Here is a 20870-nt window from a genome sequence, read left to right as displayed (position 1 = left end):
GCTGAGGATACCATTGAACGAAAAAATGTTGAGCCCCCTTTTCCGGTATCGATTCAGTTCTCAATTTCAACAATTTCTTCTTCAGCAACATCCTCTCAAATACCTTTTCGTCGCCACAACTTAAGTAAAATGATAAAAATTTGTTAATTTATGGTTTCATTTTAATGTTTTGTTAACACTGAATTTAAATCCCTGAGTGTATTTCCGTGCAAATTTAACCAATATTTAACCGTTTATTTTCCATAAAATTACAATAATGGGCATAGATCACATTCACCAAACTTGTGATTCATTCCCTCTTCCATTCGTTGTTAACTTCACGCCGTGACATGTCCTGCCCCCTACGAAAGGTACAACTATGAAATTCAAACTCGCATTACTCAGTGCAACCCTGGTTTCTGCATGCATGTTGTCCGGCACGTCCTTTGCGGCGGAAAAATATGAAATTGCTGTGGTTGCCAAAGTCACCGGGATTCCGTGGTTTAACCGGATGGAAACCGGTGTTAATGAAGCAGCAAAAAAACTGGATGTGAATGCTTACCAGACCGGGCCTTCCACGCCGGATCCGGCACAGCAGGTCAAAGTGATTGAGGATCTGATCGCCAAAAACGTCAACGCCATCATCGTGGTACCGAATGACGCCAAGGTCCTTGAGCCAGTACTGAAAAAAGCGCGCGATAAAGGCATTGTCGTTCTGACGCACGAATCCCCGGATGAGCAAATTGGCCAATGGGATATCGAAACCATCGATAGTGAAAAATACGCGCAGGCTAACGTCGATGAGTTAGCAAAAAACATGGGCGGCAAAGGGGGTTACGCCATCTATGTCGGTTCACTAACTGTGCCGCTGCATAACGCGTGGGCGGATTATGCAATTAAGTACCAGAAAGAAAAATATCCGGAAATGTTTGAGGTCACTTCACGTCTGCCGGTCGCGGAAAGCATCGATAAATCCTACGCCACGACGCTGGACCTGATGAAAACCTATCCACAGATGAAGGGCATTATCGGTTTCGGCTCGCTGGGTCCAATCGGGGCGGGTCAGGCTGTGCAGAAAAAACGCGCCAAAGATAAAATCGCCGTTGTCGGGATTGCAATGCCAGCACAGGCTGCACCTTACCTGATGCGCGGTGATATCAAAAAAGCGCTGCTGTGGGATCCAAAAGACGCGGGTTACGCGCTGGTAACGGTTGCCGATCAGCTGTTGCAGGGCAAAGAAGTTAACGCCGACCTGAGTATCGATGGTTTAGGGAAAGCCGATATCGACACGGAGAAGAAAGTGATCCGCTTTAACAAGATCCTCGAAGTCACCAAAGACAACGCACAATCACTTGGTTTCTAAGGCTTTAGCCAACACCAGGGAACCTTAACGCCGGCCGTCTGGCCGGCGCTATCAACCAAACAAACACTCAGCGTCCATCCGGGCGCTCGCAGGGGTATTGTCCATGGCAGACACCACCGCATTTATCACTCTTGAGAATATCAGCAAACAATTCCCGGGCGTGCTGGCGCTGGATAACGTGAATCTGACGCTGAGAAAAGGCGAAGTTCACTGTCTGGCGGGTCAAAACGGCTGTGGTAAAAGTACCATTATTAAAGTGATCTCCGGAGTTTATCATCCGGAAAAAGGCGCGCAGATTTTACTCGATGGCAAATTGTTCCATCACCTGACGCCGCAGCTCTCTTCCCATTATGGCATTCAGGTTATTTATCAGGACCTGTCGTTGTTCCCTAACTTTAGCGTCGCGGAGAATATCGCGGTCAACCGCTATCTGCCCGGTGGCGATATCTGGGTACGTCGTGGCGCCATGAAGCAGCAGGCGCTGGCAGCCATGAAGCGCATCGGTGTGAACATCGATCCCGATAAAAAGGTTGAAAAACTCTCGATTGCCGACCGACAACTGGTCGCCATTTGCCGGGCGATTGCCGCCGACGCGCGTCTGGTGATTATGGACGAGCCCACCGCCTCACTAACCCGTCAGGAGGTTAATGGCCTGCTACGGGTCGTTAACGAACTAAAAGCTGCCGGAATTTGTGTAGTGTTTGTCAGCCACCGTCTGGATGAAGTGATGGAAGTGGCTGACCGCATCAGCGTGATGCGCGACGGCAAACTGGTGGGCACTTATCCTGCCAGCGAACTCGACAGCCACGAGCTGGCTTTCCTGATGACCGGACAACGCTTCCACTATAGCCCGCTGCCGGAAAGACCCGCTATTGAGCAAGAGCCCCTGCTGGAGCTGCGCAACCTCAGCCGCAGAGGCAAATACCAAAACATTAATCTGTCGCTGCACGGCGGCGAGATTGTCTCCATTGTGGGCCTGCTGGGCGCCGGACGCACCGAACTTTGTCTGAGCCTGTTTGGCATGACGCACCCAGAAAGCGGTGAGATTCGCATTAACGGCCAGCCGGTCACTCTTCGCAATAACCATGATGCCATCAAACATGGGATCGGCTACGTCTCAGAAGATCGCCTGACGCAGGGGCTGATCATGGAGCAGTCGATCTACGACAACACCATCGTCACGGTGTTTGATCAACTGCATACCGGCAGCGGCCTGCTCGATCATCGTAAAGCGCAAAAACTGGTCGCCGACTTGATCCGCGAGCTGAATATCAAAGTGTCCGATCCACACCTGCCGGTTAAAACCCTTTCCGGTGGTAATGCCCAGCGTATCGCCATTGCCAAATGGGTGGCGACTAATCCCCGCATCCTGATCCTCGACTCCCCTACCGTAGGCGTAGATATCGCCAACAAAGAGGGTATTTACCAGATAGCCCGCGATCTGGCGGAACAGGGTATGGCGGTGCTGATGATTTGCGATGAAATCCCGGAAGCGTATTACAACAGCCACCGCGTGCTGGTGATGCGTCGCGGCAGGCTGGTGGCGGAATTTAATCCTCATCAGTGCCGTGAAGAGGAGATTGCTGAAGTGGTCGAGGTAATCAATGAATAAGATGCATCTCTCCCGTTTAATCGGGCAACATGAATTTTGGCTGGGCCTGCTGGTTGTGGCCCTTGCCGTTGGGCTGAGCATCAGCACCGATGAGTTCTTGTCTTTGGGGAACCTGACGGATGTGGCTACCAGCTATGCGATTCTCGGCATCCTTGCCTGCGGGCTGTTTGTGGTACTGATTTCCGGCGGGATCGACATCTCATTTCCGGCGATGACCGCGATAGCCCAGTATGCGATGGCCAGTTGGGTTATCGGCCACGGCGGCAACTTCGCGCTGGCGTTAATCATCGCGATTGCGGTGGGCCTGTTGCTTGGACTTATTAATGGCTTCCTGGTCTACTGGCTGCGCGTTCCGGCCATCATCATTACCATCGCCACGTTGAACGTTTACTACGGTCTGCTGGTGTACGCCACCAAAGGCACCTGGCTGTACGGCTTTCCGGACTGGTTTATGAACGGCATCAATTGGTTCTCGTTCACCGCGGCGGATGGCTACGACTACGGCTTGACACTGCCCCTGTTGTGCCTGGCGGCTGTGATCATCTTTACCGCCGTGCTGATGAACTATACCCGTCTTGGCCGTCAGGTTTACGCCATGGGCGGTAATCGTGATGCGGCTTCGCGCCTGGGGCTGAATCTGCTGAAGCTGCATTTCTACGTGTATGGCTACATGGGTATTCTGGCAGGCGTTGCCGCCGTGGTTCAGGCGCAAATCACCCAGTCAGTTGCGCCCAATTCGCTGCTCGGCTTTGAGTTGACGGTGCTGGCGGCGGTCGTGCTCGGCGGAACCAGCATGAGCGGCGGACGCGGAACATTAACCGGAACCCTGCTCGGCGTGGTCCTGCTGGCCTTCTTACAAAATGGCCTGACGCTGCTCAGCGTCTCCTCTTACTGGCACACCGTGTTCAGCGGCGCCATTATCCTGGTCAGCATTAGCGCCACGGCCTGGAACGAAAAACGCAAACTGGCAAGGGAGCTTTGAGATGAAAACAATCGCCAGATTTTTACCCGGTGATGCCATCATTCGTCTGCAATGCGTCATTATTGTGGTCGTCGCCCTGGTCTTCTCGGCCCTGCTCGGCAGCCGTTTTTTCAGCGTCGCTAACTTCCAGTCGATTGGCTCGCAACTGCCGATCCTTGGCATGCTGGCCCTCGGGATGGGTATGACCATGCTGACCGGCGGCATAAACCTGTCGATAATTGCAGGAGCGAATGCCTGCTCGCTGGTAATGGCGGCGATTATCGTCACCCATCCGGATAACCCGCTGTTTCTGGTGCTGGCGCTGCTGGCAGGCGCTGCCGTGGCGGTCGCAATCGGTACGCTCAACGGCGCGCTGATTGCCTGGGTCGGGGTTTCGCCGATTCTCGCCACGCTCGGCACGATGACGCTTATCTCCGGGCTGAATATTCTGCTTTCCAATGGGACAGTGATTTCCGGTTTCCCGACCGCCATTCAATATCTTGGTAACGCCACGATTGCCGGTATTCCGGTAGCGCTGCTGCTCTTTTTCCTGGTGGCAATCCTGCTGTGGGTACTGCTGGAGCACACCACGCTTGGGCGCAGTCTGTATCTCGTGGGTTCCAATGAGCAGGCTACCCGCTACAGCGGCGTAAATACCGTCCGGGTACAAATTTCCGTGTACGTGATTTCTGCCCTGCTCGGCTGGGTCGCCGCCATTCTGATGATGGCGAAATTCAACTCGGCAAAAGCCGGATACGGTGAGTCCTACCTGCTGGTCACCATCCTTGCCTCCGTCCTCGGCGGCATCAACCCGGATGGCGGTTTCGGGCGCATTATCGGCCTGGTACTGGCGCTGATTGTGCTACAAATGCTGGAAAGCGGCCTTAACTTGCTGGGGGTCAGCAGCTATCTGACGATGGCGCTGTGGGGCGCGGTGCTGATCCTCTTTATCGCATTACAGAATCGTAAAGCCTGATTTCAGGAGAAAAAATTATGGCAAGTTACTTTATTGGTGTGGATGTCGGAACCGGAAGCGCCCGTGCCGGCGTGTTTGATCTCAACGGCAGAATGGTCGGCCAGGCCAGTCGGGCTATCGAGATTTACCGCCCGCAGGCCGATTTTGTTGAGCAGTCTTCCGATAACATCTGGCAGGCGGTGTGTAACGCGGTTCGCGATGCGATTAACCAGTCAGATATCAACCCAATCCAGGTGAAAGGTCTGGGCTTTGACGCTACCTGCTCACTGGTGGTGCTGGATAAAGAAGGTAAACCGCTGACCATCAGCCCGTCCGGGCGCAGCGAACAGAACATCATTGTGTGGATGGATCACCGCGCCATTACCCAGGCTGAACGCATTAACGCCCTGCATCATCGGGTGCTGGACTACGTTGGCGGCATTATCTCCCCGGAAATGCAAACGCCAAAGCTGCTGTGGCTGAAGCAGCATATGCCCAATACCTGGGCCAATGCAGGTTACTACTTTGATCTGCCTGATTTTCTGACCTGGCGCGCAACAGGCGATGACACACGCTCATTGTGTTCGACTGTGTGTAAATGGACCTATATGGGCCATGAAGACAAATGGGATGCCAGCTACTTCCGCCAGATTGGTCTGGAAGACCTGCTGGAACATGATGCTGCCAAAATTGGTCGCTACGTGAAAACCATGGGCGAACCGCTCGGTCACGGGCTGTCCGCGCGCGCCGCCAGCGAAATGGGACTGATTCCGGGGACCGCGGTCAGCGTCTCGATAATCGATGCCCACGCCGGCACACTCGGTACGCTCGGCGCAAGCGGTGTTTCCGGCGAGGTGGCGGATTTTGACCGTCGTGTCGCGCTAATTGGTGGCACCTCCACCGGACACATGGCAATTTCCAAAGAGCCGCGTTTTATCGGCGGCGTCTGGGGCCCTTACTACTCAGCCGTACTGCCGGAATACTGGCTCAATGAAGGCGGGCAGTCAGCAACCGGGGCGTTAATCGACCACGTTATTCAGTCGCACCCGTGTTACGAAACCCTGCTAACGCAGGCTAAGTCTCAGGGGCAAACCATTTATGAAGTGCTGAATGCGCTGCTGCGCAAAATGGCTGGTGAGCCGGAAGATATCGCCTTTTTGACCCGTGACATGCACATCCTGCCCTATTTCCACGGCAACCGCTCGCCGCGCGCTAACCCCACGCTCACGGGAGCAATAACCGGACTGAAGCTGTCCCGCACGCCGGAAGATATGGCGCTCCAGTACCTCGCAACCATCCAGGCCATTGCGCTGGGAACGCGCCATATCATTGAAACGATGAACCAAAGCGGCTACACCATCGATACGATTATGGCCAGCGGCGGCGGGACGAAAAACCCGATCTTCGTTCAGGAGCATGCCAACGCCACCGGTTGCGCCATGCTGCTGCCTGAAGAGAGCGAAGCCATGCTGCTGGGCGGCGCCATGATGGGGACTATCGCTGCAGGCGTGTTCGACACGTTCCCGGAAGCGATGTCGGCAATGAGCCGGATTGGTAAAACGGTGACCCCGCAGACCAATCGCATTAAGCAGTACTACGATCGCAAATATCGGGTATTCCACGAGATGTATCAGGATCATATGAAATACCGCCAACTGATGCAGGAGGACGCATGAGTGACTCCTGGTCTCAGGCCACCGGCGTATTTCAGCTCTATAGCGATGCCCTCGCAGGTCTGGGACAGCATCTGACTGAACCGGTCTGGCAGTCGCTAATGGCGGAGCTGCGCGGTTGCCAGGGGAAAATCGTCGTCACTGGCGTCGGTACATCCGGTATTGCGGCGCGTAAAGTTGCGCACATGCTCGCCTGCGTGGAACGTCCGGCGATTTACCTCAACGCGACGGATGCGGCGCATGGCGATCTCGGTTTTTTACGCGCCGACGACCTGGTCATTATGCTATCACGCGGGGGAAATTCGGATGAACTCACCCGACTGCTGCCCGGACTGGCTGCGAGAAATGTGCCCATCCTGAGCGTGACTGAAAACGCCGACTCAGCCATTGCTAAAGCGTCGAGGCTGGTGATTTCCACCGGCGTCCAGCGTGAGGCCGACCCGTTGAACATGTTGGCCACCACCTCAATTTTACTGGTCCTGGCTATCTTTGACGCCGCCTGCGCCTGTCTGATGAGCGAAAGCGGTTACTCAAAAGAGACGCTATTGTCTGTACATCCTGGCGGTGATGTGGGATTAACGCTGAGCCGCGAGCAGTAACACCAGACCGCGCATTTCCACTCGTCTTCTCAACCCGTCACCCTCAGGCGGGTTTTTTTATGTCTCAATAGAAGATAAAACAGTGAAAAAGCCAGTTAACGCGCTGCGTTCCACTCCTGCTATCTGTTCCGCACGTTAAAAATTCTGTGACGCTCTCCAGCATTCCTGGTGGAAAGCATTCCATTCTCCAAATCTATGAGCAAACTTTAGCTATTCTTATCAAACATACTTACGGGAGATCCTACAGATGATGTCAACGCTTGCTCCACCATCTGTACTTTCCGCTCCCCAGCGCCGTTGCCAGGTGCTGCTGACGCTTTTCCTGCCAGGGCAAATCGCTACAGCTCAAACCTTCAGTAGCCTCAATGGCGTTGATGATGCCACTGTTGAGGAAGATATTATTGGCGCAGGACTCGAAATCCAGCGCTATCACCGACTCGCGATTACCACCGCGCTGAATGGCGGCTATACGATCGAAGGGACCCCGCTAAATCAGCGCCTGTGTCTGTTGCAGTGGCTGCGCCGCGGTCTGCGGATCTGCCCGACTTTTATCGCCCAGCATTTCACACCCGCATTAAAAATGGCGCTGAAACAACAAGGTATCGCGCGTACGCTGTATGACGACACCAATCTGCATGCGCTCATTAATCTGTGCTCCCGGCGCTTGCAGAAGCCGTTTGAGTACCGTGACATCCAGTTCCTGCGCCTGTATTTACAGTATTGTCTGCTACAGCATCACGCGGGTGTCACCCCGGAATTTAATCCGCTCCAGCAACGCTGGGCGCAATCCTGCGCAGAGTATCCGCTCGCTGAGGAAATTGGCCGCCACTGGCAGCGCCACGTCATGCAGAGTGCGCCGCCGGGCGAATCGCTGTTTATGGCGTTGCTGTTCTCAATGCTCCGTATCCCCGACCCAGTGCGCGATAACCACCAGCAGGATCGTCGCCTGCGCCTTGCTATTGCACGGCTGGTGCTGCGTTTTCGCGAGTATGGCAATGTGCGCTTCAGCGATGAGCAAGGACTGAACGATCAGCTGTATATTCACCTTGCCCAGGCGCTTAACCGCAGCGTGTTTGCCATTGGCATTGATAACACGCTGCCGGAGGAGTTCAGCCGACTTTATCCCCGTCTGGTTCGTACTACCCGCGAGGCGATACATGGCTTCGAAGCGGAGTACGATGTGCAGTTTTCAGAAGAAGAGATCGGGCTGGTCGCCGTTATTTTCGGTGCCTGGCTGATGCAGGAGAAGGATTTGCACGAGAAGCAGATTATCCTGCTGACCGGCAACAATGAACAACTTGAAGCGCATATTGAGCAACAGCTGCGCGAACTGACGCTGCTGCCGCTCAACGTAAAACATATGCCGATGCAGGACTTTCAAAAACAGGGTTCGCCGCGCGGAGTCACTCTGATTATTACGCCGTATACCACGCCGCTGCCGCTGTTTTCACCGCCGTTGATTCATGCGGATCTGGCACTTACGCCGCATCAGCAGCAGCAGATCCGCAAAATCCTCGAATCATAACGTTGCAGGCTGCGCCACCACCTTCGGGCGCAGAAAGATTGCCGGTAGCGCCACCAGCGCCATCACCCAGAATACGCCGTTGCCCAGATTCTGGTACAGGTAGCCTGCGAATACGGTCATGATGGCGATGCTGCCGCCCATCGCCACCGCAGAATACACCGCCTGCAAACGTATCACTTCGCTGCCCTGGCGCGTCGCGATATAGCGCATTGCCGCCAGGTGGCAGACGGTAAAGGTTCCGCAATGGAGGATTTGCACCACAATCAGCCACGGTAGCTCAGTGCTCCAGCCCATCAAACCCCAACGTGCCACGCCGCAAACAGCGGAAAGCAGCAGCAAATCGCGCGCGCTAAAGCGGCGGAATAGCTTGTGACTGAGCGCAAAAATAATCACTTCCGCCACCACGCCTAATGACCACAAATAGCCCACCGCCGAAGCGGAATATCCGGCAGACTGCCAGTAGATGGCGCTGAACCCGTAATAAGCGGCATGCGCACCTTGCAACAGACTCACACAGGCCAGAAAACGCCAGCTTTGGGTTATCAACGCACGCCAGGCGGGCCATCCCGCGCTCTCCTGCTGACGGTTTTCCCCTGCTGGCTGCACGCTCGGGCGGATCATCATCCCCAATAGCATCGACGCGACGCCAAGCGACAGCAGGACCAGGATCACCCGATAGTCAAACAGGCTCACCAGCTTACCGGTCAGCGCGGAGCCAATCACAAAGGCAACGGATCCCCACAGCCTTACCCGACCGTAGTCCATGGTTATCTGTTTTTGCCAGGTGTTGGCCAGCGCGTCGGTCAACGGCACCAGCGGCGAGAAAAACAGGTTAAAGCCGACCATCACCACCATCAGCCACGCCACGTTGGTGCCCGCCCAGAAGGCCAGCGCAAACACCAGCGTCAACAGGGCCAGAATACGTAAAGCGGAGATCAGACGAGAGGGATCGCTTACGCGCGGCGCAATCAGCAAACTGCCGAGAAAACGGGCAATCAGCCCCGCGCCCAGCAGTAAACCGATGGTTTCCGGCGTCAGCCCCAGCCCTTCGAGCCAGACGCTCCAGAAAGGCAGAAAAATACCGTAGCTAAAGAAGTAGGTGAAATAACCGAGCGCCAGCCAGCGCGTGGAATGCAAAGCCATGAATCCCTCCCGTTTGGAGGCGATAGTCTGGCGACAAACGCAGGCTGGCGCAAGAGAGCATTAACAGGCAGATAACATGATTTTTGCCCTATTCGACGCAAATCTGCATCGCAAAATGGCAGCGTTCTCCCTGCGCTAAAACCTGCAATCCCGGCTGCCCCTGCATGTGGTGGGCATTCACCGGATGCGTTTGCGGCTCCAGGCACAAGAACTCCTCACCCGACATTCTGAACAGCATCAACCATGGAGTTTGCGCTAAAATCGTGACTTTCATCACATCTCGCTGAATAACGGCCCGCCCGCTCCAGCCAGAATATCCAACGTTCAGCCAGCTATCCTCGCCATATTGCGCGTACATGAAATCCGCCGCTGGAGGGATTTCACGTTGCCATTCCAGCGGCAGATGCTGTTCCCCCTCCGGCCAGTAGCCGCCGGTGGTGAATTGCGCCGTGCTGTGCTTATCAAAAGCGAAAAACGGATGGAACCCACAGCCATAAATCATCGGCTGTTCACCGCAATGGGTGAGCGTCAACGAGACGTGCAGGCTTGAGGTTTCCAGTTGATAGCAAATTTGCGCCGTATAGTCATAGCCACAGGGATGCCAACTGCGCAACTGCAGCAAACAACCGCTTTGGGTCACGGTGATAACCTGCCAGCGTTGCAGCCAGCCGTCACCGTGCAGGAAAAAGGTGTCATCTGCGCCATGTTGAGGTAACACCACCTCTTCACCGCGCAGCATAAAACGATTTCCCGCCACCCGATTCGCGACCGGCAGCATCGGGAACAGGCCGCAATCACCGGGCTGCTGACCATGACCTTCGCGTAAAATTGCCTGTTGATGTTGTAACGAAACCAGACTTAATAGCGAACCGCCCTGCGGATCTACGCACATCCGCAGATGTGCGTTTTGTAGCATCAGCAGACCATCCATTAGCGAGCGCTTCGTTGTTGGGCTGATGCGCCAACTTTCGTATGCTGCGCCGCCAGCTGCTCTTCCAGCGCTTCCAGCGTCACGCCTTTGGTTTCCGGAACATTACGCAGAACATACATGAATCCCATCGCGCAAATCACACCGTACAACAGGAAGCTTCCCGACGCGCCCAGACTCGCATTGAGCAGCGGGAAAGTATAGGTCAGCAGGAAGCAGGCAATCCACAGCGCTAGCGTACCGAGCGACATCGCCAGCCCGCGGACGCGGTTAGGGAAAATTTCAGACAGCAGCACCCAGGTCACCGGGGCCAGCGTCAGGGCATAAATAGCGATCGCCGCCAGCACCAGAACCAGAACCGGCCAGCCCATAATGCCCAACCCGTACGCCCCGGCAATCAGCATATAGATAACCGTTAATCCTGACGCCCCGAACAACATCAGTTTACGGCGACCAATTTTGTCTACTAACGGCAGAGCGGCAAGGGTAAAGACCAGATTGATGATCCCTGTCGCCACGATCGATTTTAACGTACCGTTGATGTCGAATCCGGCAGAGGCGAAGATCTCCTGCGCATAGTTGAAAATAACGTTGATCCCACACCACTGCTGGAACACTGCCAGCACCATTCCAATAATCACGATCGGTTTGATCTGCGGTTGTAACAGCGTTGACCACGCGACCTTGTGATTATCTTTTTGCAACGTATGTTCAATCTCTTTCAGCGTTTGACCAGCATATTCCGCGGAACCAATGCGCTGCAGCATGGTACGCGCACGATCGGCTTTGCCTGCTTTCACCAGCCAGCGCGGCGATTCAGGTACAAAGAACATCAGCACCAGGAAAATTATCGCGGGCACTAATTCAGCGCCAAACATCCAACGCCAGCCCGTCTGACCGTTCCAGCTTTCCACAATCGCCTGCTGCGTAGCGCCTGAGGCTACTGGTTCGGCAATCATCAGGTTGATAAGCTGCGCCGCCAGTACGCCAATCACGATAGTGAGCTGGTTAACGGCAACAAAGCGCCCACGCTTTTCAGCCGGGCTAACCTCGGCGATATACAACGGGCTTAGCGCAGACGCCAGACCAATCCCCACGCCTCCAACGATGCGATAAACAATAAACATGTCGAAATTACTGGCGACGGCAGTTCCCCAGGCGGAAGCGCTAAAGAGGATCGCCGAGAGAATCAGCGGCATCTTTCGGCCAAACTTATCGGCGCACCATCCGGAAATCAGCGCGCCAAAGATACAACCGACCAAAGCCGAACTCATCGCCCAGCCGGATTGCGCCGGATCGGTAATCGAGAAATAGGCTTCATAGAAGGGTTTTGCCCCACCGATCACCACCCAGTCATAGCCAAACAGTAAACCACCGCAGGCCGCAACCAGGCAGATAGTCCAGACGTAACCAATCTTTAAATGTGTCTGCGCGTTATTCATTATGATTCCTCTTTCAGGGAAACGCAGGGGACAGTAGGTTTCGGGTGAGGTTGCCCCCACCCATTTCGGGTGTTACTGGAAAAGCCTTACGTTAATGGCGTGACGCAGCAGTAATGCCTTGTCATGCGCCGGATTGAGCTGCAGGAGTGCGTCAAGATCGCGCTGGCAAGCAGCACTATTTCCCAACCCCAGATGCCCGAGCACACTGATAAACAGGCAGTGTTGCTGGTGTTTTGCTTGTGCTGAGGTATCCAGCACCACCAGATCGGGTAGCGATACGGCAAAGAAATCGACATCCGGGACATTGTCGCGATGCGATTCAACCCATTGCAGGAAGCTATTAAACAGAGCGTTCGCCTGAGCATCATCGCCAAGTTTTCTCTGCGCCATACCCTGCCAGAAGAGATAATCCACAGGCTGGTCGTTGTAGTAACGGCCGGCATCCAGTGTGCTACCGCCGCGCGTCGCACGGGAGAAGTAACGCTGGGATTCATCAAAACACCCCTGCTGCTGCGCGCAATGTCCCAGTAAATACCAGATATCGTTATCCGTTTGTCCGGGTAAACGCCCCTCCCCGAGGTTTTGCGGGTAGTGCAACGCCTGTTGCAACTGCGCGATGGCGGTTTGCGGGTCGCCGGACTGAATGGCAGCCAGCGCACGATGCATCTGATTCAGCAGATATTGCCCTGTGGCTTTGCCTTCACCACCTTCCCACGGATGGAACACGCGCTCACGTAATACTGCTGCGGCATCGTCGTAACGCCCTAATCCATTCCACAGACTGAGCAGTTCCACCGTCAGATCATCACGATGGAAGACAATCTCTTTGCTGGCTTCCAGTCGCTGCAGGCGCAGCTCAGCCGGTTGCGCCATCAGCTTCTTGAGATAGTCGAGTTCAAACAGGAAACGGGCATTTTGCGGCTCCAGTGCCACGGCCTGCGACAGATACTGCATCGCCTGCTGCGCATCATGCAGTTTGTTCCAGGCATAGATCCCCAGTAAGCGGTGTACAGGAGCGAAATCCGCTTCCTGCGCAAGGGTAAACTGCCAGCAGGATACCGCTTCGGCATAACGCCGTTTGCTGTACCAGAAACAGCCAAGTAAATAGCGGGCAAAAGCGCTCTGTTCGAGGGTTTGCAGCATCTGCACTTCATCCAGCGTATTGGGGAAACGAACGCGGTTTTGCAGGCATTCGCGGGCACGTTCGATGAAGGGTTGTGGGTTGTCACTTAGCGAGGCGCGCCACAGCATAGGCAGCGTTTCCTGGCTGTCGAGCAGTTCCAGCACGCCACGGGCAGCATCCTTTTGCCCCAATGAGATCAGCCAGCCTGCCAGTTCACACGCGTTGGTACCGCGCCGCCCGGTAATCGAGATCAGCGCTTGTGCCGTCGCCTCGTCCTGACAGATGGCCCAGCGCGCATAGTGCAGGGTGTAGCTCAGAGGATAATCAACCAGCTGTTGGCGAATGTAGTCCAGGGCTTGCGGAATGCGATCAAGTTTTGCCAGCGCCAGCGCTTTCAGTCCCATCGCCAGGTTATTACTGCCGTTAAAGCGCAGGCTCTGCTCGATTTTTTCCAACGCGCCAACGTAGTCCTGACGCTTCATCGCCAGACGCGCTAACGACCAGAAAGCCGCATCCCGACAGTTGCCGCTCCAACTGGCCTTATAATAATTATCCCAAGCGCTGTCATTGTCGCCCTGACGTTCCTGTGCGGCGGCCAGCAGCATGCTCGCCTCGCCATCACGCGGATTTTTATTGAGCTTATGCGCCCGTTCCAGCGCCTTACCCGCACAATGCGCCGCCAGCGCCCAGTCCGCGCGGTTTAGCGCCAGCGTCCCCAGGGCCACATTATTGCGGTAATCCAGCGGATCAACATCCAGCGCGCGGCGATAATAATCTTCAGCATAGCGGCTGGCATGGTTGTACTGCTCCAGATGCTGACCAATAAAATAGAGTTCATCGGTATTAGAGAGTGCTTCTGGCTGTGCTGGCGCGACGGCCGCCGAAGGCAGCGGTAACTCTTGCGCGATGTGCTCTTCGTACTGCAAAAGCGTAGCACCATCGGCGTTAGTGACGGTCATTGTCACCCGGGTATGGCCATTGTCTGACACATCAGCCAGCCAGCTCTGTCCCGGCTCCAGAGTGAGTGTATTTTCATAGAATGGCTGCCCGTGTGCGGCAAGCGTAACCTGAACATCGCGTAACGGCGCAATCGCATAAATGCCCACAGAAAGCTGGCGACTCTCACGCACCAGACGAAGCGCCAACTGCGTGCTGGCGTTTTGCACCATACCCAGTTCGCTGTAAGGCAGGAAGTTTTGCACGAAGACTTTCTCTTCGTACGGCGCAAGCCAGGTGAAATCCGGCTGGTTATCGGTAAAGACCCCGGTCATAAGTTCGATATACGGACCGTTGTCATCAGTGAGATTACGATCCCAGGCAACGCCAAAGTCGCCATAACCCCAAGTCCACTGTTTTTTCCCTGGCGAAACGTGGTGATCGGCCACATGCAGCAACCCACCGCGCTCGCCGTGATGCCAGGCACCAACAAAATCATAATCAGATTTTTCAGCCATATAGGAGGTCGGCACTGGTACGTTTTTGTAGCGCGAGATATCCACGCCAGCCGAATAGTCCACTTTGTAGTATGTGCCGGTGGCGATGGGAAACGCAGAAACATCGCGCTTACCGTGGTCGAATACCGCCGTCACATCCGGTGGAAACACGCTTTGGTGATCGTCGCCGCCCTTCACCGCCGGATTCGCCCACCATAAGAAGTGGCGCGGGGTAGCGTTACCGTTAAAAACCTTCCCGGTTATCTCGATCAACGCGCGATCCGGATACAGCGTGAATCCGGTCATGACCTGTAAACCACGCATGGGCTCTACCTCGCCCATCCAGACGGTGTATTCGCCCTGCTCACCCTGCTGTTGCGTAAAATCCACCGGCATAAAGGTGGTCGGGCGATGATGTTGCGGCCAGTTAAACTCAATGCCGCCAGAGATCCACGGCCCAAGCAGACCGACCAGCGCAGGTTTTACCACTTCGTTGTAGTAGACGAAGTCGCGCTGCTGCACTTTGTCATACGCTCGATGAATGCGTCCGCCTAACTCCGGCAGCAGCATGATGCGAATGAAGTCATTCTCCATCCATACCGCCTGATAGTCGCGCATTTCACGTTTGCCGGTCAGCGTATCAATCACGCCATAGGGATAAACCGCTCCTGAAGACCCCTGATAAACTCGCTTTTCCAGAAACATTGGGTTGGCGTCTTCTTCACCCGCTGTCCACGTGGGGAGGGTGATCGTTTCCTGCCAAACTTTTACTGAACCGTACATGCCGCGCTCCACTTAATAAACAAAAGTAAAAATTCAACTTGATGCTATTCTGCGGCAGTTAAGTGGCGTTAAAATGCGCAATGCTCACGCAATATAGTTAAGGGAGTTAAGTGAATGCAGCGTTCGGGGTTCAACAACGCCAGGGTACGTCAGGCGAATAAACAGATTTTTTTGTCACATCTGTGGCGAGAAAAGCAGCTCAGCAAGTCACAGCTGGCGCAGCTCACCAGCCTGTCGATCCCGGCGGTTAGCAATATCCTCGAAGAACTGATGGATGAAGGAAGAATCAGCCATTCACGAGAAACTTTAAGCCAGCGCGGTTTGAGCAGTGGCAGCTATCATTTGCCAGAAAAAGGTGCCTGGACGCTGTGTATCAACGTCACCCCCACCAGCATCACCAGTCAACTGGCGGATGCTCGGCTGGTTGCCGTCGGCGACTGGCAGCATGAAGTCATCAACCCCGAATCGCCAAAAGCGCTGCTGACAGCATTGGCGGCGCACTGGCGGGAATATCGTCGACAATTTCCCGAGGTCACGATTAATCTGGCGCTTGGCGTTCACGGTCAGGTTGATCCGATAACCGGCGCATCAAAAACCATGCCTCAGGCGCCGTGGAAAACACCGGTGGAAATAAAATATCTGCTGGAGGAGATGCTCGGCGTACAGGTCCGGCTGGATAATGACTGCGTGATGCTGGCGCTGGCGGAAAAATGGCAAAACCCGGCGGCTAACGGTGATTTTTGCGTGATTAACGTTGATTACGGTATTGGCTCATCGTTTGTGATTAACGATAACATCTGGCGCGGGAGTCTGTATGGCAGCGGTCAGATTGGACATACCATCATTCATCCCGATGGGATCGCCTGTGACTGTGGCCGTTATGGCTGTCTGGAAACAGTGGCGTCATTGAGCGCGTTGAAAAAGCAGGCCCGCGTGTGGATGAAATCGCAGCCGACATCCCTTTACGACCCGGAAACGCTCACCACCGACCAGCTTATTACTGCCTGGCAACACGGAGATGTTCGCATTCAGGCCTGGGCCGAACATGCCGCCAGCGCCATCGGCCTGAGTCTTTATAATTTTTTGAATATACTGAACATTAATCAAATATGGTTGTATGGTCGTAGCTGTGCATTTGGCGATAGCTGGCTCAATACGCTGGTACAGCAAACCGGGTTTAATCCGTTCGATCACGGCGATAACCCGCGTGCCAGAGCAACTCAGATAAGCTTCGGTCAGCTTAATCGCCCTCAGCAACTCATGGGAATTGGCTATCTTTATGTCGAATCACAGCTTAGCGAGCTGTAGTCATTACTCCGCCAGGCTCACGGCTAAACGTTCATGCACAGTGGCGATAAAATCGGTCAATGCCGGTTTGATTGGCCCTTTTTTCCACGCCATCAGCAGGGCAATGGTCGGAACATCGCCAACAATAGGCCGAAAAACCACCTGCCCGGTATTAAAATTATTCATATAACCGGGTATCAAAGTCACCCCCAGTCCCATGCCGACCAGATTCATGGTCACCAGAATATTGGTCGCTACCTGCACAATATTGGGCTGGCTTTTCTGCTGCTGAAACCAGTTTTTGACAATCATCGCTAGCGCCCCGGAATAAGCGGGATCGGTACTGACAAAATTTATGCCATGCAGATGTTCTGCGGAGATCGCTTGCTCATTGGCTAACGGATGATTCACCGGTAACACCACGACCAGCGGCTCATGAATCAGCTCCAGATAATCCAGCTCCGGGCTGTACACCGGGTGACGCATTAAGCCCACATCCAGTTCTCCGTTGAGGATCCTTTCTTCCTGTTCGGTGGTTATCAGGCTTACCAGCTCAATGTGCGTATCCGGTTGTTTTAAACGAAATAAGGGCAGCACTTTCGGGAGCAAATTCACCTCAGCGGAAGGGACAAAACCAATAGAGAAATGATTATCTTCCTGCCCCGTTTTACGGGCGCGAACTTTGGCATTTTCCGCCTGCTCAAGGATCGCCAGCGCGTCCTGTAAAAAGCACTCCCCGGCCGCCGTCAGCGCAACTTTTCGCTTGTCCCGCACCAGTAACGGAACGCCCACGCAGGTTTCCAGATCGCGGATCTGGCTGCTTAACGACGGCTGAGAGGTATGCAGCTTTTCTGCCGCCCGGGTGAAATTCAGCGCCTGCGCCACCGCCACAAAATAGCGTAAGTGCCTCAGTTCCATGCCCTTCTCCTTGTTATCGAAAAAATGTCTCAACTGGTAGAAATTTACTATTTCACAGATTGATAACTAACCAGCAACATCCTTATGGCACAAAAATAGAAGGTCAATACATCTTATCTTTCAGGATTAAAAAATATGACCACACCCTCAAATTTAGACATCTACCAACTGATCGACACGCAAAACGGTCGTGTAACCCCACGGATTTATACTGACCCAGAAATTTACCAACTAGAGCTGGAGCGCATCTTCGGGCGCTGCTGGCTATTTCTCGCCCACGAAAGCCAAATCCCCAAAGCCGGTGATTTTTTTAACACCTACATGGGCGAGGATGCGGTCGTGGTGGTTCGCCAGAAAGACGGCAGCATCAAAGCGTTTCTCAACCAGTGCCGCCACCGGGCGATGCGCGTCAGCTACGCCGACTGCGGGAACACTCGCGCCTTTACCTGCCCGTATCACGGCTGGTCGTACGGTATCAATGGCGAGCTGATCGACGTCCCGCTGGAGCCTCGCGCTTACCCGCAAGGGCTATGCAAATCGCACTGGGGACTGAACGAAGTTCCTGGCGTAGAGAGCTATAAAGGGCTGATTTTCGGCAACTGGGACTCCACCGCGCCCACGCTGCGCGATTATCTCGGCGACATCGCGTGGTATCTCGACGGTATGCTTGACCGCCGCGAAGGCGGCACAGAAATCGTCGGCGGCGTACAGAAGTGGACCATCGACTGTAACTGGAAATTCCCCGCCGAACAGTTTGCCAGCGATCAGTATCACGCATTGTTCAGCCACGCCTCCGCTGTGCAGGTGTTGGGGGCAAAAGACGACGGTAGCGATAAACGCCTCGGTGACGGACAAACCGCTCGCCCGGTGTGGGAAACCGACAAAGATGCACTACAGTTCGGCCAGGACGGGCACGGCAGCGGCTTCTTCTTTACCGAAAAGCCGGATGCCAACGTGTGGGTCGACGGCGAAGTCTCCAGCTACTACCGCGACACCTACGCGGAAGCTGAACAGCGTCTGGGTAAGGTTCGTGCTCTGCGTCTGGCCGGTCACAACAATATTTTTCCAACGCTTTCCTGGCTCAATGGTACCGCTACGTTGCGCGTCTGGCATCCGCGCGGTCCTGATCAGGTTGAAGTGTGGGCGTTCTGTATTACCGATAAAGCCGCCTCTGATGAAGTGAAAGCCGCATTTGAAAACAGCGCTACGCGCGCTTTTGGCCCCGCCGGATTCCTTGAGCAGGACGACTCGGAAAACTGGTGTGAAATTCAAAAACTTCTGAAGGGCCATCGGGCGCGTAATAGCAAACTGTGCCTGGAAATGGGGTTAGGTCAGGAGAAACGTCGTGAAGACGGCATTCCGGGGATCACCAACTACATCTTCTCAGAAACCGCCGCCCGCGGCATGTATCAGCGCTGGGCTGATTTACTCAGCAGCGAAAGCTGGCAGGAAGTGCAGGAAAAAACCGCCGCTTACCAGCAGGAGGTGATGAAATGAGCGCTTTAGTTTCCCTGGAACTGCATCACCGCATTACGCAGTTTCTCTACCATGAAGCCAGCCTGCTGGATGACTGGCAGTTTCGCGACTGGCTGGCGCAGCTGGATGACGACATTCGCTATACCATGCGCACAACGGTCAATGCCCAGACGCGCGATCGTCGCAAAGGCGTGCAGCCGCCAACCACCTGGATTTTTAACGACAACAAAGATCAGCTTGAACGCCGTATTGCGCGACTGGAAACCGGAATGGCCTGGGCAGAGGAGCCGCCGTCGCGTACCCGACACCTGATCAGCAACTGCCAGGTCAGTGAAACCGAAGTGCCGGATGTATTCGCCGTGCGCCTTAACTATCTGCTGTATCGCGCGCAAAAAGAGCGCGATGAAACCTTTTACGTCGGCATGCGCATGGACAAAGTGCGCCGTTTACCGGGCGATGAGTGGCGCTTACTGGAGCGTGAGATCGTGCTGGATCAAGCGGTGATCACCTCCCATAACCTGAGTGTATTGTTCTGATGAGTCGTATTTATGCCTGCCCCGTAGGGGATTTGCCGGAGGGTGAAGCGCTCCGGCTCGACACCTCGCCCGTCATCGCGCTGTTCAACGTTGGCGGCGAGTTTTATGCCATCAACGATCGCTGTAGCCACGGTAATGCCTCGATGTCGGAAGGTTATCTGGAAGACGACGCGACGGTGGAATGCCCGCTGCATGCCGCCAGTTTCTGCCTGAAAACCGGTAAGGCGTTGTGTTTACCTGCCACCGATCCGCTGACCACCTACGCGGTGTACGTGGAAGGTAGCGATGTGTTCGTTGATATTCCAGAGGACGCGAGATGAGCGATTTACGCGATAACGTGGTCTTTATCACCGGCGGCGGCTCCGGTCTTGGCCTGGCGCTGGTCGAGCGTTTCATTGAGGAAGGCGCGCGGGTCGCCACGCTGGAACTTTCGCCAGCCAAAGTCGCCAGCCTGCGCCAACGTTTTGGCGAACATGTGCTGGCAGTAGAAGGCAACGTCACCTGCTACGCCGACTATCAGCGCGCGGTGGATCAAATTCTGGCGCGCTACGGCACGCTGGACTGTTTGATCGGCAACGCCGGGATATGGGATCACAACGCCTCGCTGGTCAATACGCCAGCAGACGCGCTGGAGAGCGGCTTTCATGAGCTGTTTAACGTCAACGTGCTGGGCTATCTGCTGGGCGCAAAAGCCTGCGCCCCTGCGCTTATCGCCAGCGAAGGCAACATCATCTTTACCCTTTCCAACGCGGCGTGGTATCCCGGCGGCGGCGGTCCGTTGTATACCGCCTCTAAACATGCCGCCACCGGGTTGATTCGCCAGTTAGCCTACGAGCTGGCGCCAAAGGTGCGCGTCAACGGCGTCGGTCCGTGCGGTATGGCGACCGATCTGCGCGGCCCACAGGCGCTGGGCCAGGGCGATGCGTCGATTATGCAGTCGCTGACGCCGGAAAAAATCGCCGCCATTTTGCCGTTGCAGTTTTTTCCTGAGCCAGCGGATTTTACCGGCCCGTATGTGATGCTGGCGTCAAAGCGCAACAATCGCACATTGAGTGGCGTGATGATCAATGCCGATGCCGGTTTGGGCATTCGCGGTATTCGTCACGTTGCCGCCGGACTGGATCTCTGAGGAGG

General features: G+C 54.9%; 17 protein-coding genes. 12 read left to right on the top strand and 5 right to left on the bottom strand.

What is annotated here, in order from left to right; all coding sequences use genetic code 11:
* Positions 1-358: 358 nt before the first annotated feature.
* From GFC06_RS10695 to csiE, 7 genes are all read left to right on the top strand, one after another.
* Complete coding sequence (locus GFC06_RS10695; RefSeq protein ID WP_003037665.1) at positions 359-1342, top strand: autoinducer 2 ABC transporter substrate-binding protein; 984 nt, start codon at positions 359-361, stop codon at positions 1340-1342.
* Positions 1343-1445: 103 nt separating this feature from the next.
* Entirely contained in the window at positions 1446-2954 is a 1509-nt protein-coding gene (locus tag GFC06_RS10690; protein ID WP_016154014.1) for a sugar ABC transporter ATP-binding protein, read from the top strand.
* Complete coding sequence (locus GFC06_RS10685; RefSeq protein ID WP_008785467.1) at positions 2947-3936, top strand: ABC transporter permease; 990 nt, start codon at positions 2947-2949, stop codon at positions 3934-3936. Before GFC06_RS10690 ends, GFC06_RS10685 begins: the two co-directional genes overlap by 8 nt.
* 1 nt (position 3937) lies before the next feature.
* On the top strand, positions 3938-4891 hold the full coding sequence (locus GFC06_RS10680; RefSeq protein ID WP_003037658.1) for an ABC transporter permease: 954 nt from the start codon (positions 3938-3940) through the stop codon (positions 4889-4891).
* A gap of 17 nt (positions 4892-4908) precedes the next feature.
* Complete coding sequence (locus tag GFC06_RS10675; RefSeq protein ID WP_003847100.1) at positions 4909-6546, top strand: FGGY-family carbohydrate kinase; 1638 nt, start codon at positions 4909-4911, stop codon at positions 6544-6546.
* On the top strand, positions 6543-7142 hold the full coding sequence (locus GFC06_RS10670) for a KpsF/GutQ family sugar-phosphate isomerase (protein ID WP_047358248.1): 600 nt from the start codon (positions 6543-6545) through the stop codon (positions 7140-7142). Before GFC06_RS10675 ends, GFC06_RS10670 begins: the two co-directional genes overlap by 4 nt.
* Before the next feature lie 247 nt (positions 7143-7389).
* Complete coding sequence (csiE, locus tag GFC06_RS10665) at positions 7390-8667, top strand: stationary phase inducible protein CsiE (RefSeq protein WP_047358249.1); 1278 nt, start codon at positions 7390-7392, stop codon at positions 8665-8667.
* Here csiE and GFC06_RS10660 read toward each other — a convergent pair.
* The 4 genes from GFC06_RS10660 to GFC06_RS10645 all read right to left on the bottom strand — a co-directional run bounded on the left by GFC06_RS10660 (position 8662) and on the right by GFC06_RS10645 (position 15519).
* A complete protein-coding gene (locus tag GFC06_RS10660) occupies positions 8662-9810 on the bottom strand; it encodes a 3-phenylpropionate MFS transporter (protein WP_019077391.1) in 1149 nt (382 codons plus the stop codon). The two genes, csiE and GFC06_RS10660, sit on opposite strands and share 6 nt — an antisense overlap.
* A gap of 88 nt (positions 9811-9898) precedes the next feature.
* On the bottom strand, positions 9899-10741 hold the full coding sequence (locus tag GFC06_RS10655; RefSeq protein WP_153690138.1) for an aldose 1-epimerase: 843 nt from the start codon (positions 10739-10741) through the stop codon (positions 9899-9901).
* Complete coding sequence (locus tag GFC06_RS10650) at positions 10741-12180, bottom strand: sugar porter family MFS transporter (RefSeq protein ID WP_046275225.1); 1440 nt, start codon at positions 12178-12180, stop codon at positions 10741-10743. The genes GFC06_RS10655 and GFC06_RS10650 overlap by 1 nt, the downstream gene beginning before the upstream one ends.
* Before the next feature lie 72 nt (positions 12181-12252).
* Complete coding sequence (locus GFC06_RS10645) at positions 12253-15519, bottom strand: DUF5107 domain-containing protein (protein WP_153690137.1); 3267 nt, start codon at positions 15517-15519, stop codon at positions 12253-12255.
* Between the two features lie 114 nt (positions 15520-15633).
* On the opposite strand from GFC06_RS10645, the gene GFC06_RS10640 reads away from it, so the two are divergent.
* On the top strand, positions 15634-16827 hold the full coding sequence (locus GFC06_RS10640; protein WP_046275227.1) for an ROK family transcriptional regulator: 1194 nt from the start codon (positions 15634-15636) through the stop codon (positions 16825-16827).
* Between the two features lie 3 nt (positions 16828-16830).
* On the opposite strand, the gene hcaR is transcribed toward GFC06_RS10640, so the two are convergent.
* On the bottom strand, positions 16831-17724 hold the full coding sequence (gene hcaR / locus GFC06_RS10635) for a DNA-binding transcriptional regulator HcaR (RefSeq protein ID WP_153690136.1): 894 nt from the start codon (positions 17722-17724) through the stop codon (positions 16831-16833).
* Between the two features lie 135 nt (positions 17725-17859).
* On the opposite strand from hcaR, the gene hcaE reads away from it, so the two are divergent.
* The 4 genes from hcaE to hcaB are packed head-to-tail and all read left to right on the top strand — an operon-like array spanning position 17860 to position 20865.
* On the top strand, positions 17860-19221 hold the full coding sequence (gene hcaE, locus GFC06_RS10630) for a 3-phenylpropionate/cinnamic acid dioxygenase subunit alpha (protein ID WP_153690135.1): 1362 nt from the start codon (positions 17860-17862) through the stop codon (positions 19219-19221).
* The gene (gene hcaF / locus GFC06_RS10625) at positions 19218-19736 is read left to right on the top strand and encodes a 3-phenylpropionate/cinnamic acid dioxygenase subunit beta (RefSeq protein ID WP_016154024.1); all 519 of its coding nucleotides are present in this window, start codon (positions 19218-19220) and stop codon (positions 19734-19736) included. Before hcaE ends, hcaF begins: the two co-directional genes overlap by 4 nt.
* Positions 19736-20056: a 3-phenylpropionate/cinnamic acid dioxygenase ferredoxin subunit gene (gene hcaC, locus GFC06_RS10620; RefSeq protein ID WP_016154025.1), complete on the top strand. Its 321-nt coding sequence runs from the start codon at positions 19736-19738 to the stop codon at positions 20054-20056. Before hcaF ends, hcaC begins: the two co-directional genes overlap by 1 nt.
* Complete coding sequence (gene hcaB / locus GFC06_RS10615) at positions 20053-20865, top strand: 3-phenylpropionate-dihydrodiol/cinnamic acid-dihydrodiol dehydrogenase (RefSeq protein ID WP_153690134.1); 813 nt, start codon at positions 20053-20055, stop codon at positions 20863-20865. The genes hcaC and hcaB overlap by 4 nt, the downstream gene beginning before the upstream one ends.
* Positions 20866-20870 lie beyond the last annotated feature (5 nt).

Origin of the sequence: Citrobacter braakii (assembly GCF_009648935.1) — a bacterium.
GTDB classification, from domain to species: domain Bacteria; phylum Pseudomonadota; class Gammaproteobacteria; order Enterobacterales; family Enterobacteriaceae; genus Citrobacter; species Citrobacter braakii.
This window is presented reverse-complemented; position numbering and strand designations above follow the sequence as displayed.

Bases quoted from the DNA above. Each gene is read 5' to 3' on its own strand.
- GFC06_RS10695 (WP_003037665.1), top strand. From the start codon at position 359: ATGAAATTCAAACTCGCATTACTCAGTGCAACCCTGGTTTCTGCATGC.
- GFC06_RS10690 (WP_016154014.1), top strand. From the start codon at position 1,446: ATGGCAGACACCACCGCATTTATCACTCTTGAGAATATCAGCAAACAA.
- GFC06_RS10685 (WP_008785467.1), top strand. From the start codon at position 2,947: ATGAATAAGATGCATCTCTCCCGTTTAATCGGGCAACATGAATTTTGG.
- GFC06_RS10680 (WP_003037658.1), top strand. From the start codon at position 3,938: ATGAAAACAATCGCCAGATTTTTACCCGGTGATGCCATCATTCGTCTG.
- GFC06_RS10675 (WP_003847100.1), top strand. From the start codon at position 4,909: ATGGCAAGTTACTTTATTGGTGTGGATGTCGGAACCGGAAGCGCCCGT.
- GFC06_RS10670 (WP_047358248.1), top strand. From the start codon at position 6,543: ATGAGTGACTCCTGGTCTCAGGCCACCGGCGTATTTCAGCTCTATAGC.
- csiE (WP_047358249.1), top strand. From the start codon at position 7,390: ATGATGTCAACGCTTGCTCCACCATCTGTACTTTCCGCTCCCCAGCGC.
- GFC06_RS10660 (WP_019077391.1), bottom strand. From the start codon at position 9,810: ATGGCTTTGCATTCCACGCGCTGGCTGGCGCTCGGTTATTTCACCTAC.
- GFC06_RS10655 (WP_153690138.1), bottom strand. From the start codon at position 10,741: ATGGATGGTCTGCTGATGCTACAAAACGCACATCTGCGGATGTGCGTA.
- GFC06_RS10650 (WP_046275225.1), bottom strand. From the start codon at position 12,180: ATGAATAACGCGCAGACACATTTAAAGATTGGTTACGTCTGGACTATC.
- GFC06_RS10645 (WP_153690137.1), bottom strand. From the start codon at position 15,519: ATGTACGGTTCAGTAAAAGTTTGGCAGGAAACGATCACCCTCCCCACG.
- GFC06_RS10640 (WP_046275227.1), top strand. From the start codon at position 15,634: ATGCAGCGTTCGGGGTTCAACAACGCCAGGGTACGTCAGGCGAATAAA.
- hcaR (WP_153690136.1), bottom strand. From the start codon at position 17,724: ATGGAACTGAGGCACTTACGCTATTTTGTGGCGGTGGCGCAGGCGCTG.
- hcaE (WP_153690135.1), top strand. From the start codon at position 17,860: ATGACCACACCCTCAAATTTAGACATCTACCAACTGATCGACACGCAA.
- hcaF (WP_016154024.1), top strand. From the start codon at position 19,218: ATGAGCGCTTTAGTTTCCCTGGAACTGCATCACCGCATTACGCAGTTT.
- hcaC (WP_016154025.1), top strand. From the start codon at position 19,736: ATGAGTCGTATTTATGCCTGCCCCGTAGGGGATTTGCCGGAGGGTGAA.
- hcaB (WP_153690134.1), top strand. From the start codon at position 20,053: ATGAGCGATTTACGCGATAACGTGGTCTTTATCACCGGCGGCGGCTCC.